We start from the raw sequence: 14,729 nt of genomic DNA, 5'->3' as shown, positions 1-14,729 counted from the left end.
CTTTAAAAATCAAAGTATTTCATATAGTTATCAAGATCCTTATCGCCGCGCCCTGATAAACAAACCACAACGGTTTCATCACCCTTAAAAGGAATTTTCGCTAAATAGGCGAGCGCATGTGAACTTTCGATTGCGGGGATAATACCTTCCAGCCGAGTGAGCTCCAGTCCAGCACGCATCGCTTCATCATCTGTAATACTAACATATTTTCCTCTTCCGGATTTAAATAGCCAAGCATGTTGCGGTCCGATACCGGGGTAATCAAGTCCTGCAGAGATGGAGTAAGGCTCGATGACCTGACCGTCTTCCGTTTGCATCAATATGGATCGGCTCCCGTGCAATACACCTTCTTTCCCCAAAGCTGTCGTAGCAGCTGATTCACCCGAGTCTACACCATGTCCAGCAGCTTCCACAGCGTATAGCTGTACAGATTCATCATCCAAAAAATGATAGAACATCCCCGCAGCATTGGAGCCGCCACCGACACAGGCTAATACGATGTCTGGATTCTCTTTTCCGGTTTTTGTTAACAACTGCTTTTTCGTCTCTTCGGAGATAATGGATTGGAACCGGGCAACCATATCAGGGTAAGGATGTGGGCCCACGACAGAACCAATGATGTAATGTGTATCCACAGGATTATTGATCCAGTCACGCAGCGCTTCATTTGTGGCATCTTTAAGTGTCTTTGAACCTGAGGTAGCAGCAATGACTTCTGCGCCCATCATTTTCATTCGTGCCACATTGGGAGCCTGTCTTTGGATATCAATTTCTCCCATATAGACAGCACATTGTATTCCTTTTAATGCACAGACTGTAGCCGTAGCAACACCATGCTGTCCGGCACCTGTTTCCGCAATGATCCTTTTTTTTCCAAGACGCTCGGCCAAGAGGATCTGCCCGATGGTATTGTTGATTTTATGGGCTCCAGTATGATTGAGATCTTCACGTTTAAGATAGATCGTCGTACCATACTTTTCAGACAGTCGCTTCGCATGGTACAAAGGGGAGGGGCGTCCTACGTAATCACGGAGTAGCTGATTGAATTCCTCCTGAAAACTTTTCTCTTCGATTATCTTGAGATATTCCTCACGGAGCTCTTTCACATTGGGATAGAGCATCTCGGGGATATAGGCACCACCAAATGGACCATAATATCCTTTTTCATTGACTTGATATATACTCATTTTTTAATACTATTTATGCTACGGGCCAAAAGATCGATATCTTTTAATCCTGGTTCTACTTCAAATTTTGAATTAAGATCCAAGGCATATAACCTGGGATCATTTGCTTGTAAAGCATCTTCGACACTGTCCACATCTAATCCACCACTAAGGAAATAAGGGCGCTCGAGTTTGTATTGATGCAATAAGGACCAGTCAAATCGCATACCGGTGCCGCCGTAAGAACTGCTTTTGGTGTCGAATAAAAAAAAGTCTACAGCTCCCACGTAAGCGTCCAATACTGACCAATCAAAATTTTGGTCTATACCGAAAGCTTTGATCACGGTTACAGCAGTATGTTGTTTAAGTTCCTCACAAAATTGAGGGCTTTCATCTCCATGTAATTGAACCGCATTTAAATTGAATTCGTCTATTTTATGACAAATTTCCGGTAAGCTTGCGTTTACAAAGACACCAACTTTGGTGACTCCTTTAACCCCTTTTATATATTCCCGACTGGTATTGCCAACAAATCGTTTGGATTTTTCATAAAATATAAACCCGATGTAATGGATATCAAGGGCAGTTACAGCGGCGATATTGTCAGGATGCTTCATGCCACAAACTTTTATCTTGACTGCCATTTTATTGTTTTGTTATTTTTTTGAAACTTTTGAGTGCTTTTCCTGTCATGAGTGACTCTTCAGCTTCATAGAAACAGTCACCAAAAGATTTTTCCGGATGAAATGTTTTTATGGCAAATGCCGCATTTGTCAAAACTACATTATTCTGTACATCCGTGCCTGCATTATTCAAGATAGCTAAAAATGTCTGTGCGGCCTCTGCGATGCTGTCCCCACCTGCAAGTTCCTGTGGAAGAACAGGGCTAAAGCCCAGATCCTCCATATTATAATAATTTTCACCCTGATTGTTGATGACCTTAAAATCTCCGGTCATCGATATTTCATCATAGCCATCCAACGCGTGGATAATGGAATATTGTTTGTTTGTATTTTGGTATAAATAACCATATAAACGAGCAAGCTCCAAGCTGAATACACCAACCGATTGAAATTTCGGGTTGGCCGGATTTGTCAATGGTCCCAACATGTTGAAGAACGTTTTTACTCCTAGGGCGCGACGTATCGGAGCAACTGTTTTCATTGCTGGGTGAAACAAAGGCGCATGCAAGAAACAGATATTGGCTTCATCGAGCTGACGCCGCAGCTCAGCTTTGTCATTCGTAAATTGATAACCTAAATACTCCATTACATTCGAAGAACCACAGCTCGATGATACACCTATATTACCATGTTTTGCTACCTGATAGCCCGCTCCGGCTGTCACGAAAGAAGCAATCGTAGAAATATTGAATGTATTTTTGCCATCACCACCCGTACCGCATAGGTCGATCAAATTGTATCCTTCAAAATCCAGTTTGAGACAGAGGTCATACATGGCATCCCGAAATCCACCAAGTTCCTCCACCCGAATGCTGCGCATGCCATAAGCTGTCATAAACGCGGCGATTTGATGACTGTCGTATTTACCTTTGGCAATATTGGTCAAGATCTCATAAGCTTCTTGTCGCGAGAAAGTCTTGTATTCGAATAAATGGGCTAAAATTTCTTTCATAATATTTTTAAATAAAAAGGGCTTACCTTATTCAGGCAAGCCCATCATATCTTGATGTATATATCAAATAATGCAATAGGTGTTTGCCACAACGTTATTCGTCGTGCCACCACCAAGCTTTATTTAATACAGTTATTATCATTTCTTTTTTTGTTAATACAAATATGGTTGATAGAATTTTAAAATGCAAGTGTTTTTATTGAAAAATTTTTAAGAAAGATCCCTGCGGTTAAAATTGCTTTCAAACGAGCTGTTTTGAAGACCGGAAATAAGCTGAATGCCTTGGGCTTACTTAATGCCGGGAAACAGAAGACTGTTCTGTCATACATATTGAGATAATCAGAGCGGTTCAATCTGCTAAGTAACCGATTAATAAGGGCAATTATGGATTAATAGAATACAAAATGTGCTTTATTGTTTCCTTTGGAAACCAGGGTAAAAGAGGCTATTTTTTTGTCACGAATAACAGCAGCAAAAACAAAACGATTGAGATATCTAACAAAATAGACTTGCTTTGGATCTATTCCTTCAAGGTCTATATCGTATGTTTCTTTCCGGCCAGCCTGTAAAAAATTGATGAATTCTAATTTACTGATATCCTTGCTCTGCACGTTGATTCGTATTTCGTCTATGCTAGCTAGCAGATATTCCTGTTGATCTTCATCTAGATTTTTTGTCGTTAATAAATCCTGGCTTAAAATGATATCCGTTGCAAGGTTAGTATCGTTTAGACGATATACAAACTTCTTTAATACGGCAATATTTTCGGAATTAAGTGGTTTTTCCTGTGCACTTAGGGATATACAAAGTATACAGCTTACAAACGTTAACAACAATACCTTTACTTTTATTTTCATACGTTTAAGACTGAATTGTACGGCAATGGATTAATTCCCTGAAATAAAAAACGCCTTTCATCAAAGGCGTTTTTTATTTTCTAGTATTCATCTTCATTGAAGAAGAAATCATCTTTTGTTGGATAGTCGGGCCAAATTTCTTCAATATTTTCATATGGCTCACCGTCATCCTCAAGAGATTGTAAGTTTTCAATCACCTCAACTGGTGCACCCGAACGAATAGCGTAATCGATTAATTCATCTTTTGTTGCTGGCCATGGTGCATCTTCTAGATGCGAAGCTAATTCTAATGTCCAATACATATAAAAACAATTTAAGTTCTCTATTTTCGCAAAACTATCATTTAATTTAACTTAAACAAGTAAATCAACTGTTATTTTTGTGTAAATAATATAAGTGTTTGATTTATAATGAAATAATATTTTCTAGATGTTCTCAAAGTCACTCCCTTTTTCATTGAGCGCATTTAATCGTGGCGATACCGATTTGATATCGGGATTGGGATAATCGTTTTCTATTAAGCCATCACGCATGCGTACAATACGGTGTGCATGCAAAGCAATATCCTCTTCGTGTGTGACGAGGATAATGGTGTTCCCTTTGGAATGGATCTCTTCGAGTAGACCCATGATTTCAATAGATGTCTTTGTGTCAAGATTCCCTGTAGGTTCGTCAGCTAATATGATGGAGGGGTCATTGATCAGGGCTCTGGCTACTGCCACCCGCTGACGTTGTCCGCCCGAGAGCTCATTGGGCCTGTGATCCATACGATGTCCCAATCCAACACTTTCCAAAGCGCTGCTGGCTTTTTCTTCACGCTTGGTCTTATTGTATCCCGCATAGATCAATGGGAGTGCCACATTTTCCAGTGCGGTACTCTTAGGGAGTAGATTGAATGTTTGAAAAACGAAACCTATTTCCTTGTTTCTTACTTCAGCGAGTTCATCCTCTGACATGTCACTTACATTAATTCCATTGAGGATATATTCACCTCTACTTGGCGTATCTAAGCAACCTAGAATATTCATTAACGTAGATTTTCCAGACCCCGAGGGACCCATAAGTGCTACAAATTCTCCTTTATGGATATTGAGTGTAACCGAACTGAGCGCATGAATTGTTTCCGAGCCAATTTGGTATTCACGCGCAATATCTTTGATTTCGATTAGTATCTTTCCTGACATATTTTTTGGACGTTCTCTGGTTGATGAAAATACGATTTATTCTTCATAATCCAATAGGAATGCATTTTGTCATAAACAATTTTCTCCAGCTCAGTTGCATTGTTGTCGTCAAAATCTTTTGTTTCGATAGGCGAGAAAACATGCACTTTAACAATTCCCGGATGCGATCCTCGTTTAGCGCCGTCATCAAAGAAAATATCCCATGCATTCTCAATGATGATTGGTACTACAGGCACATCATTTTGTACCGCAATACGAAAAGCTCCGGACTTAAAAGCATGTATTTGAGGTGGAAATCCATCATCTATCTTTCCTTCCGGAAAAATAACGACACTTCGGCCACTTTGGACAAGTTCGTTGGCCCGTTGAAATGCTTTAAAAGAAGAAACTTTGCTCCTCCTTGTGACAGGAATATCTATGGTTTTGAAGAATATACGGGTAACGGGATTTTTAAGAAGAGAAGCTTTGCCGATAAACGAAAACGGGATCGGACATAAGTACGTAAGTGCTGTGATGTCGAGCACTGAGGTATGATTGGGACATAGCACCATTGGCCTGTTCCAGTCCATTTTTGATTCGTAACTTACTTTAAAAAATACACCCGCTAAGGCCGATCCACCGATCGAAACCCAGCGTCTCATCCGTGCAATCCGAGCATAATTCCTTTCTGGCTGCTGAGCTAAAAAATAGATATAGGGGAATAAAACGAGGAAAACAAGTAGAACACTGATAAAATACCAATAGCGATGAAGTTTTTTAAGGAATAGAACCATACAATTCAGCTAATTTTGACCTAAAGTAAAAAAAGAAAATGGATAATTAATTATCCATTTTCTTTTTTTAGTCTATCGTAAAGCCATACTTCTTGTAGATCTGCTTGGCTGTAGGAGAATCCATAAATTTCAGGAAATCATCCGCTGCCTGAGCATGCGGTGCATTTTTTAGCTTTGCGGCTACATAAGTTGCTGTGGTATTTTGACTGTCAGGAATTGTAATGCCTTCTACTGGATGACCGATCAATTTTTGATAGACAACTTCAGATGTCCAGACCGGAGCCACATCAGCTTGGGCATAAAGGATACGCATCGGGCTTTCACGATGATGTATTTTTGTCAAATACGTGCTTCCGTCCTTTACTTTTTCTTCCATAATCTTCCTGACCAGTTGTTCGCCACCAGCTTTTTTATACGATGCTTTGATTTGTTCACCTATACCTTCCCATTGCGGGTTGGGCATGCTAATGCGCACATTGGAATTGCCCAGATCGTTCAATGTTTTGATATTTGCAGGGTTGCCCTGGGGGACCATCAGGCAAATATTGTTGTAACAATAGGTTTGGGTATGACTGAAATAATCTGCCATCTCGTTAATTGCACGTTTGCTTGCCGTATAGATATCGGGTTTATGCGTGATGCGTAGATTACCGATGGTAATAGAACCGCCTTTGATCTGTTTGGCCAGAATTCCCGGAGGCAATGTCTCTACAAAAATCCGTTTGTATTGGGGATATTCCTGTTTGAAAGATGTTAATAGATCGTCAACGACCATAAACTGATTGCCCGCAAAGAAAACGGTTAACTGTGGATTCTCAATATCGCCGTATAGATCTGGGATATTGTCTATTCCCGGAACTGTAAAATTCAGGGCTGATTCTGGGGGATTATTCCATGGTGGATCAAAACGATGTTCTTGGGCCTTAGTTTTTATCGATACGAACAAGGCCATAGCGAGGGCGAATGGGACTAGCTTTTTCATTATACTATGGTTTAACAATGACCCAGCCTTCATTTGCTCTTAAGATCAATTCACCGTTCCCGCTAGGGACATAACCAATGAAATCAAACAGCTCTTCTTTTGCAATATGTTTTTCTTCCAATGTATTTAAACATTGGGCGACAATAACACCTTTTTCAACAAGGTCCTGCAAGGGTTTTTCATATTGGCTGTTCTTTTTTAAATAAGCTTCTGTGCCGCCTGAAAAAGCAACCAGTTCAATTTGTAGGTGTCCCTTGAGCCTCGGATCTTTTAAAACGTTATTGATATTCCGAATGGCTTTCTCAATTGTTTTTGGATCATTACTATCCAATTGATAGATCGCCTTATACAGCTTTTTCTTGGCAACGGCCCCTGTATATTGATGGTTGTCCTGTAATAACTTATTGTTTTGTGCTTTAGCTTGTACTATTGTCATCGCGAAGAGGATGAAAGCAATCGTCAATTGTTTTTTCATCATTTTAAAAATTATAAGGTCCATGTTTATGTTGTGCCAAACTAATGTTATCTGCATATGGCGGATAAGGGCTATCTTTTGGTTTCTTTGCTAAATTCGGGTAATCAAGTTCTTTATTTGCTTTTTTGGGGCGATCGAAAGAATTAATATAGGCGGCGACATCATAGGCTTCCTCATCGCTGAGCTGCGGAGCATCATAACTTGCGCCTAAAGGCATGTTTGCTTTTATAAAACGCGCAGCGGTAAGCAATCGCGCCATGCCGGCTCCATCGTTATAGCTGTCTTTTCCCCAAAGTGGCGGATATAAATAGCCCTTGCCAGTAGGCTGTGCCATCCCTTGTCCATCTTTTCCATGACAGCTTGTACATTTGCCTTCGAATACCAATTGACCATGTTTCAGATCTGCAGCACGATTTGGAATCTCCATTTTGACAAAGCCTTGGCCGCTTAGTCTGCCTTTGCTGACCGTATTGATACTGATATTTTTTATATAGGTGACTATAGCCCGCATTTCTTTGCTGTTTTCAGGGATAGCTCGGCCGTTCATACTTCTTTCGAAGCAACCATTAATACGTTCCTCTAAAGATTCAACTTTGTTTTCCCGGCCGATGTATGTGGGGAAAACGTGCGTGAGCCCAACGTATGGAGCTGCAAAAGCTTTTGTTCCGCCGTTGAGATGGCAACTACTGCAGGCCAATTTATTTCCGATTTTTATGTCACCATCGTAAAAATAATCGTAGGTATTTTTGATCAGCTTTTCGCCATAACTTGCCATTTCCCCTTCGGGATTGTTTTTGAAGGGTACCGCTTTGAACTGTGACACATGTGTGATCAATGAATCAGTAGCGAGAGCAAGTGAATCCGTGACGCTGTTATTACTTGTATGCTTAAGTGGAAATACACACAACGTTGTACAGGTTATAACCAATGCGACAATGATCCAACTGAGCGCTTTTAGATAATTTGTTAGTTTTTTGTATTCCATGCCTCTAATTCGTTTGTACAAATCTACCTGCCTATGCGCAGGGATTAAAACGACCTTTCTTTATGAGACATAACCAAATGTTATATCTTGAAATTCTGTCTCAGGCAAAACTGTAGGAATTGATTAGGGGTACCAGCGAGGCCTCCATATAGATGGGTGAAATAAAAGTAACGTTCGATGGACAAATGCGGAATATCGACGATGGTCAACTGATTATTTAATACCTCCCGTTGCACGGTATGGATAGAAAGAAACGCAAAACTATGACGACGGGCCAGATATCCTTTGATACTTTCTGTTGATGGAAGTATCATGTCGATCTGGATCTCAGCAAGACTGATCCGTTGTTCTTTTAATGCATTTTCAATAATGGTACGTGTACCTGAACCCTGCTCGCGAAGTACCAAGGGTAAACGTGTGATATCAGAGAGAATGGGATTTTTTAATTGTTTTAATAGTAGGTTTTCGCTATTGGTGACCAATACGAGCTCATCTTTCATGAAAGGGATATATTTTAATGCCCTATTGTCGGTTGATCCCTCTGTGATCCCTAGGTCCAATGTTTTGTCAATAAGCTGTTCTTCGATGCTTCGACTATTGGATTGAAAAGATTGGATGCGGTTGTTTGGATATTGAGATAAAAAATCTGCCAGTAACGTTGGAAGCACATATTGAGAGATTGTCGTGCTGGCCCCTAATACAAGATTCCCTTTACGTCCAGTCTGTAATTCCTGTATTTCCTGTCCTGCCTGATTATAAAGATTGATAATCTGTTGAGCGTATTTATAGAGAATTTGTCCGGATTCAGTCAGGTCGAGGTTATTTCCCTTCCTCTCAAAAAGAGGGACGCCGAGCTTTTTTTCCAGTTCCTGGATGTTTTTGCTGACTGCGGGTTGGGAGATGAAGAGTGCCGAAGCAGTCTTGGTGAAATTAAGGTGCTGAGCAGCAGTATAAAAAACGATGAGACGAAAATCAAAATCCATAAAAAGATAAAGGGTTATTTCTAAAATTTAAAAATAACCCTTTATCTAATGAAAAACTAAATTATTTGCTTAGTTCTGCGTAATATTTATGAAATAAAGGAATTGTCGATATACCCATTAAGTAATTCTCGATTCCATATTTTTCGTTTGGAGAGTGCAGGTTATCGCTGTCAAGTCCAAATCCGAGAAGTACTGTTTTTAATCCTAAAACATCTTCAAATAAAGCAACAATCGGAATGGATCCACCGCCACGGGTAGGGATCGGTTTTACGCCAAATGTTTCATGCAATGCTTTTTCAGCCGCTTTATAGGCTATACTATCCGTTGGCGTAACTACGGGTTCGCCACCGTGATGCGGTTTTACTTCTACTTTAACGTAATCCGGTGCAATACCCTCGAAATGTTTTTTGAATAGTTCCGTAATGCGTTCAGAATTTTGGTTTGGTACAAGACGCATCGAGATTTTTGCGTTTGCTTTGGAAGGTAACACGGTTTTGGCTCCTTCACCGATATAGCCTCCCCAGATACCATTGACTTCCAGCGTAGGGCGGATACCGGTACGTTCTAAAGTTGTATAACCCTTCTCGCCCCAAATATTCTCGATGCCTAAATCTGATTTATATTCTTCGATATCAAATGGAGCTTCGTTCAACGCTTTACGTTCTTCAGCTGTTAATTCAACGACATCATCGTAAAATCCAGGGATTGCGATATGGTTGTTCTCGTCGTGCAAAGATGCAATAAGTTTTGCCAGAACGGTAGCCGGGTTCGCAACAGCACCACCATACACGCCAGAGTGTAAATCACGGTTTGGTCCGGTGACTTCAACTTCAACATAAGAAAGCCCACGAAGACCTGTCTCCAATGACGGTTGCTCCATACTGATCATCGAGGTATCCGAAATCACGATCACATCCGCTTTAAGTCTTTCCGTGTTTTCCTTGACGAAAGTACCTAAGTTAACAGAACCAACTTCTTCCTCTCCTTCGATCATAAATTTGATGTTACACGCCAAGGCGTTGTTTTGCATCATATATTCGAAGGCTTTCACATGCATATAAAACTGCCCCTTGTCATCTGCTGAACCACGCGCGTATATTTTACCATCGCGGATAGTTGGTTCAAAAGGCGGGGTATCCCACAACTCATATGGATCTGCCGGTTGTACGTCATAATGACCATAAGTCAGTACAGTTGGCAATGAAGGATCAATAATTTTTTCGCCGTAAACGATTGGATTACCAGCTGTGGCACAAACTTCTACGTTGTCGGCACCTGCATCACGTAATTTTTGGGCAACAAATTCTGCAGTCTTCTGTACGTCGCCTTTGAATTTAGGATCAGCACTGACCGAAGGTAAACGCAATAAATCAAACAACTCATCTAAAAAACGTTGCTTGTTTGCTTCTACATATTCTTTAATGTTTTGCATATTGTTTGTATTTGAAACAAATTTACACAAATCGGCACATTTAACTCAATTTGTTGTAACCTTTTCGGGCCTGAAGGTGACTAATGTAAAAATTAAATCAAAAAAATTATGGAAAAACAAACAATGGGTGCAATCGTAGCGGTGGGATTATTTACCTGTATCACGCTGTGTGTATATTTTATTATGCGTTATCGTAGTAAGGCGATCCACATTCCTGGTGAGGAAAGAAGGAGGCAGCCTGCAGATTGGCAAAAACCAGGTATCCTCGTGTTGGGGATAGGTATCGGACTGCTCATTGTGGGCGTATTACAAAATTACCTGCGTGCCGGCCTGCCAGATTCATTGGTAGTGGCGATTTTGATCATATCCGCTGGGGTATCTATGATTGTTGCAAACCGGCTAGATAAAAAACACGATATTTAGGCTTAGATGGATGAAATCTATATTCGTAAAGTACTGTCCGGGGACGTTGAATCATACCGCTATTTTATAAAGACCTATCAGGACATGGCTTTTTCGGTTGCACTCTCTATTGTCAAACAGGAACATATGGCCGAGGATGTCGTACAGGAAGCTTTTATAAAGTGTTATCAATCTTTGTCCTCATTTAAAGGTAAATCCAAGTTCAGCACCTGGTTTTACCGCATTGTGGTCCATGTTGCTTTTAATAGCATCCGTTACAAAAAGCTGGAATTGGTCGATTTTGATCTGAAAGATCACGACCATGCTAGTGATGTGTCCGTTCTCGACGAAATTATTGATAACGAGCGTAAGGAAATGATCAATGATGCCTTAGCGATTTTGTCGCCAAAAGAATCTGTTGCCTTACGCCTTTTTTATTTAGAGGAACAGTCTATGGAAGAAATCCAGGAAATAATGGGTTGGACGCTCGCAAATACCAAAGTAGTGCTACATCGGGCAAGAAAAAATATGCTGCAAGTGTTGAATCAATTGATAAAAAAATCAGAATACCATGGATAGGGAAAACAATAAAATAAAGCAAGCCATGCAAATGAGCCGAGTCAATATGCCTTTCGATGACTTCGAGCAGCGTGTTATGAGACAGATCAGCGATTTGGAAAAAGAAAAAGCCAAGGCACTCTCCGATCGGAAATATGCCATCGTATTTTTTCTGTTGGGATCGATATTTGGGATTATGCTCAATAACTACTTTATTAACAGAATTCAGATCCTAACCACCGAGGTTGCGTATCGCAATTATGCGCTCATATTCTCTCAGATCATCTTCGTGCTATTGATCTGTTTTTTCTGTCTGCAATTGTGGAAATTAATTAAGATACAAAAAGAAAAAAGCTATCAATAATTTTAATTTTTTTTATGGAAATTTTGGATTTAAGCATCCTAATTAGATAAGATTTATGTCTTTTTAATTAGTGTCAGGACGCTATTGAATATTTTTTAGAAATAAAATTAAATTTACTGTAACAAAACATTGGTTTTATCTACTAATGTTATATTGATGTTAATATACTATCCAACAATTTTATGAAAAGAGTTTTGCAAATTCTCTTATTTTTCGTTTTCAGTATGCACGGAATAGCATTGGGGCAGTCCAAAATTGCCGGAAAAATAAGTGATGTAAAAGATCAGATTAAGCTATCAGATGCGACAGTCATGTTGTTAACCGCTAAAGATTCCATATTGACCGGTTTTACGAGATCAGATGAAAATGGACTATTTTCCTTGTTAAAGCCTGATAGCGGTTCCTATCTTTTGATCGTAAGTTATCCCAAATATGGTGATTATTATACCGAGATTTCCCCAGATAAAGATTATTCCAAATTAAGTGTCGGGCTGACCAAGACAGCTACTTTATTAGAGGAGGTTATTGTCACCGGTCGAATTCCCATTACGATAAAAGGGGATACTACCGAGTATGACGCCGGAAGTTTTAAGGTAGAAAAAAATGCGAAGGTTGAAGATCTGTTGAAGGTGCTTCCGGGGATCACAGTGGATGCATCCGGGAAAATTACCGCACAAGGCAAGACGGTCAAAAAGGTACTTGTGGATGGCGAGGAGTTTTTCGGCGATGATCCAACCCTGGTGACCCGCAATATTCGATCGGATATGGTGGATAAGGTGCAGGTGTATGAAAAAAAATCTGAGCAGGCCGAACGGACGGGGGTAGATGATGGCCAACGTGAACAGACCATTAATGTCAAACTAAAAGAGGGCTCCAAAAATGGCATGTTCGGAAAAGCCTTATTAGGAGGAGGTACCCGTGATTATTATATGGGGCAGTTGATGTTGAACAAGTTCAAAGGTTCTCAAAAGATCTCCGTGTATGGCCTTTTTGGAAATAATGGAACGACCAGTATGAACTGGCAGGATGCACAGAAATATGGCGGTGATTCGGGTGTTTCCTATGGAGACGACGGGTCTATGTCCTGGACTAATTTTACGGATCCTTTTTCCGGACAAGGTGTGATCGGAATACCTCAGGCGATTAATTCGGGTGTTAATTTTTCGGATAAATTCAACAAGGATAAACACAGTGTAAATATCAACTATAAATACGGAAGATTAAGCAGTGATGGCGATGATGAGACAATTAGTACCGGTCTTATCAATAATAAATCGACTAAATCTGTAGATACGGAGAATGATCAGCATCGCGCCAATTTAAAATATGATCTGAATTTTGATTCATTAAATACGTTAACCATCCGGGGCGGAGCTTCCCGCAAAAATCTTTGGTCGGACAACAAGCGTGACGCCTATCAATTTACGCAAAGTATGGATACAACAATTGCTGAAACTACGCGTGAGACCATCAAGAACACAATCAATGAGTTGAATTTTAGCACTTATTTTACCCATAAATTTAAGAAAAAGGGACGTTCATTTACATTTGATGGTCAATTCAGACGAAGTGAAATGATAGGAGATGGTCATCTATTCTCAACTGTTGAAAATTATGCTAAAAAGGATACCGCAGGCAATAGGCTGGTTGACAGGACAGATCAACGCAAGGAACGCAATAATAAAAATGATGTACTGGGTGCTTCAGTTTCGTATACCGAACCGTTATCAAATGTTTGGAATCTCGTGGTCGGAACTGGCATAGAAAGTAGTAATAACTCCTCCCGTGTTGAATCATTCAACAAAGGTGCTGATGGGAAATATAATGATCTGGACAGTCGTTTCAGTAACAATTACGATTTCGATAGACGGAGCAGCAGATATAAATTAGCAATCGTGCATACAACGGACAAGTTGAAGTTTACTGTTGCCAATAATTTTAATAATGACAAACTCAAACAATATAATTACTATAGCCAAGAAGGGCTTTCCAGAAGTTATTTTACGTATAACCCCAATGTGAGTGCCGGATATTCCTTCACAAAAACCAAAGGATTATGGATGAATTACACTGGAAAGAATCAATTGCCTTCCATGAGTCAGATCCAACCGATTTTGGATAATTCGGATCAGATCAACCGCTATTTGGGAAATGAAAATTTAAAGCCTTCTTTTAGAAATTCCCTAAATATCAATTATAATTCATTTCGTATTCTTACGGGAAGCTATGTCTATGTGGGCGGTAATATTACGCTGGATAAAAATCCGATCACACAAAATATCGATACCGCACAGGGGCTCAATATTTATACCTGGAATAACGTAAAGGGGAAAACAAATACCTCCGTAAATATCTGGTCCGGATACCATTTTAAATTGAGCAAGAAACTGGGCTTGTCCAATACCCCGCAGTTCTATCTGAATATGAGTGACAATTATAATCTATTCAATCAGCAATTAAATAAGGTGAATACGACAAATTTCAACTTTACATACAATTTTAAAAGAGATACGAAGACTGGGCTGAATTTCGATTTAAATTTCAGTCCGCAATATCGCTTAATGAAATCCAGTCTGGAACGTAACACAAATAGTAATGGCTTTGTGTTTGGATCGAATGGTAGTGTCGAATATTTTATCAATAAAACCTTTAAAGTCTATACAAACTATAGCTACACCTATGAAGCGGCAACGAAAGCTTTTGATGAAAAATTTGAGCAGTTCCTGCTTCACCCCGGAGTAAGTAAAAAATTCCTGAAGAATGAATCCCTGATGTTGGATTTTATGATCAATGATGTGCTTGACCAGAATAAAGGCTTTAGCCGTTCGGCATCAACTTCAATTTTTACGCAGCGTCGCTATGACACGATCCGTAGATACTATATGCTGAAGCTATCCTGGGACTTTACAAAAATGTTCTTATAAAATTTAAGT

At 39.8% G+C, this 14,729-nt stretch carries 16 protein-coding genes; 4 read left to right on the top strand and 12 right to left on the bottom strand.

Annotation, left to right across the window (positions count from 1 at the left end; genetic code table 11):
* Positions 1-2: 2 nt before the first annotated feature.
* The 12 genes from trpB to BWD42_RS18215 form a co-directional block, all read right to left on the bottom strand.
* Entirely contained in the window at positions 3-1,187 is a 1,185-nt protein-coding gene (trpB, locus tag BWD42_RS18270; RefSeq protein WP_077437857.1) for a tryptophan synthase subunit beta, read from the bottom strand.
* On the bottom strand, positions 1,184-1,810 hold the full coding sequence (locus BWD42_RS18265) for a phosphoribosylanthranilate isomerase (protein ID WP_077437856.1): 627 nt from the start codon (positions 1,808-1,810) through the stop codon (positions 1,184-1,186). The genes trpB and BWD42_RS18265 overlap by 4 nt, the downstream gene beginning before the upstream one ends.
* Position 1,811: 1 nt before the next feature.
* Positions 1,812-2,801 (bottom strand): anthranilate phosphoribosyltransferase, encoded by a 990-nt coding sequence (trpD, locus tag BWD42_RS18260; protein WP_077437855.1) that lies wholly within the window; start codon positions 2,799-2,801, stop codon positions 1,812-1,814.
* 389 nt (positions 2,802-3,190) lie between these two features.
* Positions 3,191-3,658: a hypothetical protein gene (locus BWD42_RS18255; RefSeq protein ID WP_077437854.1), complete on the bottom strand. Its 468-nt coding sequence runs from the start codon at positions 3,656-3,658 to the stop codon at positions 3,191-3,193.
* A gap of 80 nt (positions 3,659-3,738) precedes the next feature.
* Complete coding sequence (locus BWD42_RS18250) at positions 3,739-3,960, bottom strand: DUF2795 domain-containing protein (protein WP_028072584.1); 222 nt, start codon at positions 3,958-3,960, stop codon at positions 3,739-3,741.
* 123 nt (positions 3,961-4,083) lie between these two features.
* Positions 4,084-4,842 carry an ABC transporter ATP-binding protein gene (locus BWD42_RS18245; protein WP_077437853.1) on the bottom strand — a complete coding sequence of 253 codons (759 nt, stop codon included), beginning with the start codon at positions 4,840-4,842 and terminating at the stop codon, positions 4,084-4,086.
* Positions 4,824-5,615, bottom strand: coding sequence for a lysophospholipid acyltransferase family protein (locus BWD42_RS18240; protein WP_077437852.1), 792 nt, complete (start codon positions 5,613-5,615; stop codon positions 4,824-4,826). The genes BWD42_RS18245 and BWD42_RS18240 overlap by 19 nt, the downstream gene beginning before the upstream one ends.
* Positions 5,616-5,682: 67 nt before the next feature.
* Positions 5,683-6,597 carry a substrate-binding domain-containing protein gene (locus BWD42_RS18235; protein ID WP_077437851.1) on the bottom strand — a complete coding sequence of 305 codons (915 nt, stop codon included), beginning with the start codon at positions 6,595-6,597 and terminating at the stop codon, positions 5,683-5,685.
* A gap of 4 nt (positions 6,598-6,601) precedes the next feature.
* Entirely contained in the window at positions 6,602-7,075 is a 474-nt protein-coding gene (locus BWD42_RS18230; RefSeq protein WP_254846271.1) for a DsrE family protein, read from the bottom strand.
* 1 nt (position 7,076) lies between these two features.
* Positions 7,077-8,057 (bottom strand): c-type cytochrome, encoded by a 981-nt coding sequence (locus BWD42_RS18225; protein WP_077437849.1) that lies wholly within the window; start codon positions 8,055-8,057, stop codon positions 7,077-7,079.
* 80 nt (positions 8,058-8,137) lie between these two features.
* Positions 8,138-9,040 carry a LysR family transcriptional regulator gene (locus BWD42_RS18220; protein ID WP_077437848.1) on the bottom strand — a complete coding sequence of 301 codons (903 nt, stop codon included), beginning with the start codon at positions 9,038-9,040 and terminating at the stop codon, positions 8,138-8,140.
* Positions 9,041-9,101: 61 nt separating this feature from the next.
* On the bottom strand, positions 9,102-10,472 hold the full coding sequence (locus tag BWD42_RS18215; RefSeq protein WP_077437847.1) for a dipeptidase: 1,371 nt from the start codon (positions 10,470-10,472) through the stop codon (positions 9,102-9,104).
* Positions 10,473-10,580: 108 nt separating this feature from the next.
* Here BWD42_RS18215 and BWD42_RS18210 point away from each other — a divergent pair, with 108 nt between their 5' ends.
* From BWD42_RS18210 to BWD42_RS18195, 4 genes are all read left to right on the top strand, one after another.
* On the top strand, positions 10,581-10,895 hold the full coding sequence (locus BWD42_RS18210) for a hypothetical protein (RefSeq protein WP_077437846.1): 315 nt from the start codon (positions 10,581-10,583) through the stop codon (positions 10,893-10,895).
* Positions 10,896-10,901: 6 nt separating this feature from the next.
* Positions 10,902-11,453, top strand: a complete 552-nt coding sequence (locus tag BWD42_RS18205; protein WP_077437845.1) for an RNA polymerase sigma factor — start codon at positions 10,902-10,904, stop codon at positions 11,451-11,453.
* Entirely contained in the window at positions 11,446-11,796 is a 351-nt protein-coding gene (locus BWD42_RS18200; RefSeq protein ID WP_077437844.1) for a hypothetical protein, read from the top strand. The genes BWD42_RS18205 and BWD42_RS18200 overlap by 8 nt, the downstream gene beginning before the upstream one ends.
* Before the next feature lie 182 nt (positions 11,797-11,978).
* Entirely contained in the window at positions 11,979-14,720 is a 2,742-nt protein-coding gene (locus tag BWD42_RS18195) for an outer membrane beta-barrel protein (RefSeq protein ID WP_077437843.1), read from the top strand.
* Positions 14,721-14,729 lie beyond the last annotated feature (9 nt).

The sequence above is a fragment of the Sphingobacterium sp. CZ-UAM genome (genome assembly GCF_002000245.1).
Classification (GTDB): Bacteria; Bacteroidota; Bacteroidia; order Sphingobacteriales; family Sphingobacteriaceae; genus Sphingobacterium.
The sequence above is the reverse complement of the archived record's forward strand: the minus strand, read 5'-3'. Positions and strand labels throughout refer to the sequence as shown.

Bases quoted from the DNA above. Each gene is read 5' to 3' on its own strand.
- trpB (WP_077437857.1), bottom strand. From the start codon at position 1,187: ATGAGTATATATCAAGTCAATGAAAAAGGATATTATGGTCCATTTGGT.
- BWD42_RS18265 (WP_077437856.1), bottom strand. From the start codon at position 1,810: ATGGCAGTCAAGATAAAAGTTTGTGGCATGAAGCATCCTGACAATATC.
- trpD (WP_077437855.1), bottom strand. From the start codon at position 2,801: ATGAAAGAAATTTTAGCCCATTTATTCGAATACAAGACTTTCTCGCGA.
- BWD42_RS18255 (WP_077437854.1), bottom strand. From the start codon at position 3,658: ATGAAAATAAAAGTAAAGGTATTGTTGTTAACGTTTGTAAGCTGTATA.
- BWD42_RS18250 (WP_028072584.1), bottom strand. From the start codon at position 3,960: ATGTATTGGACATTAGAATTAGCTTCGCATCTAGAAGATGCACCATGG.
- BWD42_RS18245 (WP_077437853.1), bottom strand. From the start codon at position 4,842: ATGTCAGGAAAGATACTAATCGAAATCAAAGATATTGCGCGTGAATAC.
- BWD42_RS18240 (WP_077437852.1), bottom strand. From the start codon at position 5,615: ATGGTTCTATTCCTTAAAAAACTTCATCGCTATTGGTATTTTATCAGT.
- BWD42_RS18235 (WP_077437851.1), bottom strand. From the start codon at position 6,597: ATGAAAAAGCTAGTCCCATTCGCCCTCGCTATGGCCTTGTTCGTATCG.
- BWD42_RS18230 (WP_254846271.1), bottom strand. From the start codon at position 7,075: ATGATGAAAAAACAATTGACGATTGCTTTCATCCTCTTCGCGATGACA.
- BWD42_RS18225 (WP_077437849.1), bottom strand. From the start codon at position 8,057: ATGGAATACAAAAAACTAACAAATTATCTAAAAGCGCTCAGTTGGATC.
- BWD42_RS18220 (WP_077437848.1), bottom strand. From the start codon at position 9,040: ATGGATTTTGATTTTCGTCTCATCGTTTTTTATACTGCTGCTCAGCAC.
- BWD42_RS18215 (WP_077437847.1), bottom strand. From the start codon at position 10,472: ATGCAAAACATTAAAGAATATGTAGAAGCAAACAAGCAACGTTTTTTA.
- BWD42_RS18210 (WP_077437846.1), top strand. From the start codon at position 10,581: ATGGAAAAACAAACAATGGGTGCAATCGTAGCGGTGGGATTATTTACC.
- BWD42_RS18205 (WP_077437845.1), top strand. From the start codon at position 10,902: ATGGATGAAATCTATATTCGTAAAGTACTGTCCGGGGACGTTGAATCA.
- BWD42_RS18200 (WP_077437844.1), top strand. From the start codon at position 11,446: ATGGATAGGGAAAACAATAAAATAAAGCAAGCCATGCAAATGAGCCGA.
- BWD42_RS18195 (WP_077437843.1), top strand. From the start codon at position 11,979: ATGAAAAGAGTTTTGCAAATTCTCTTATTTTTCGTTTTCAGTATGCAC.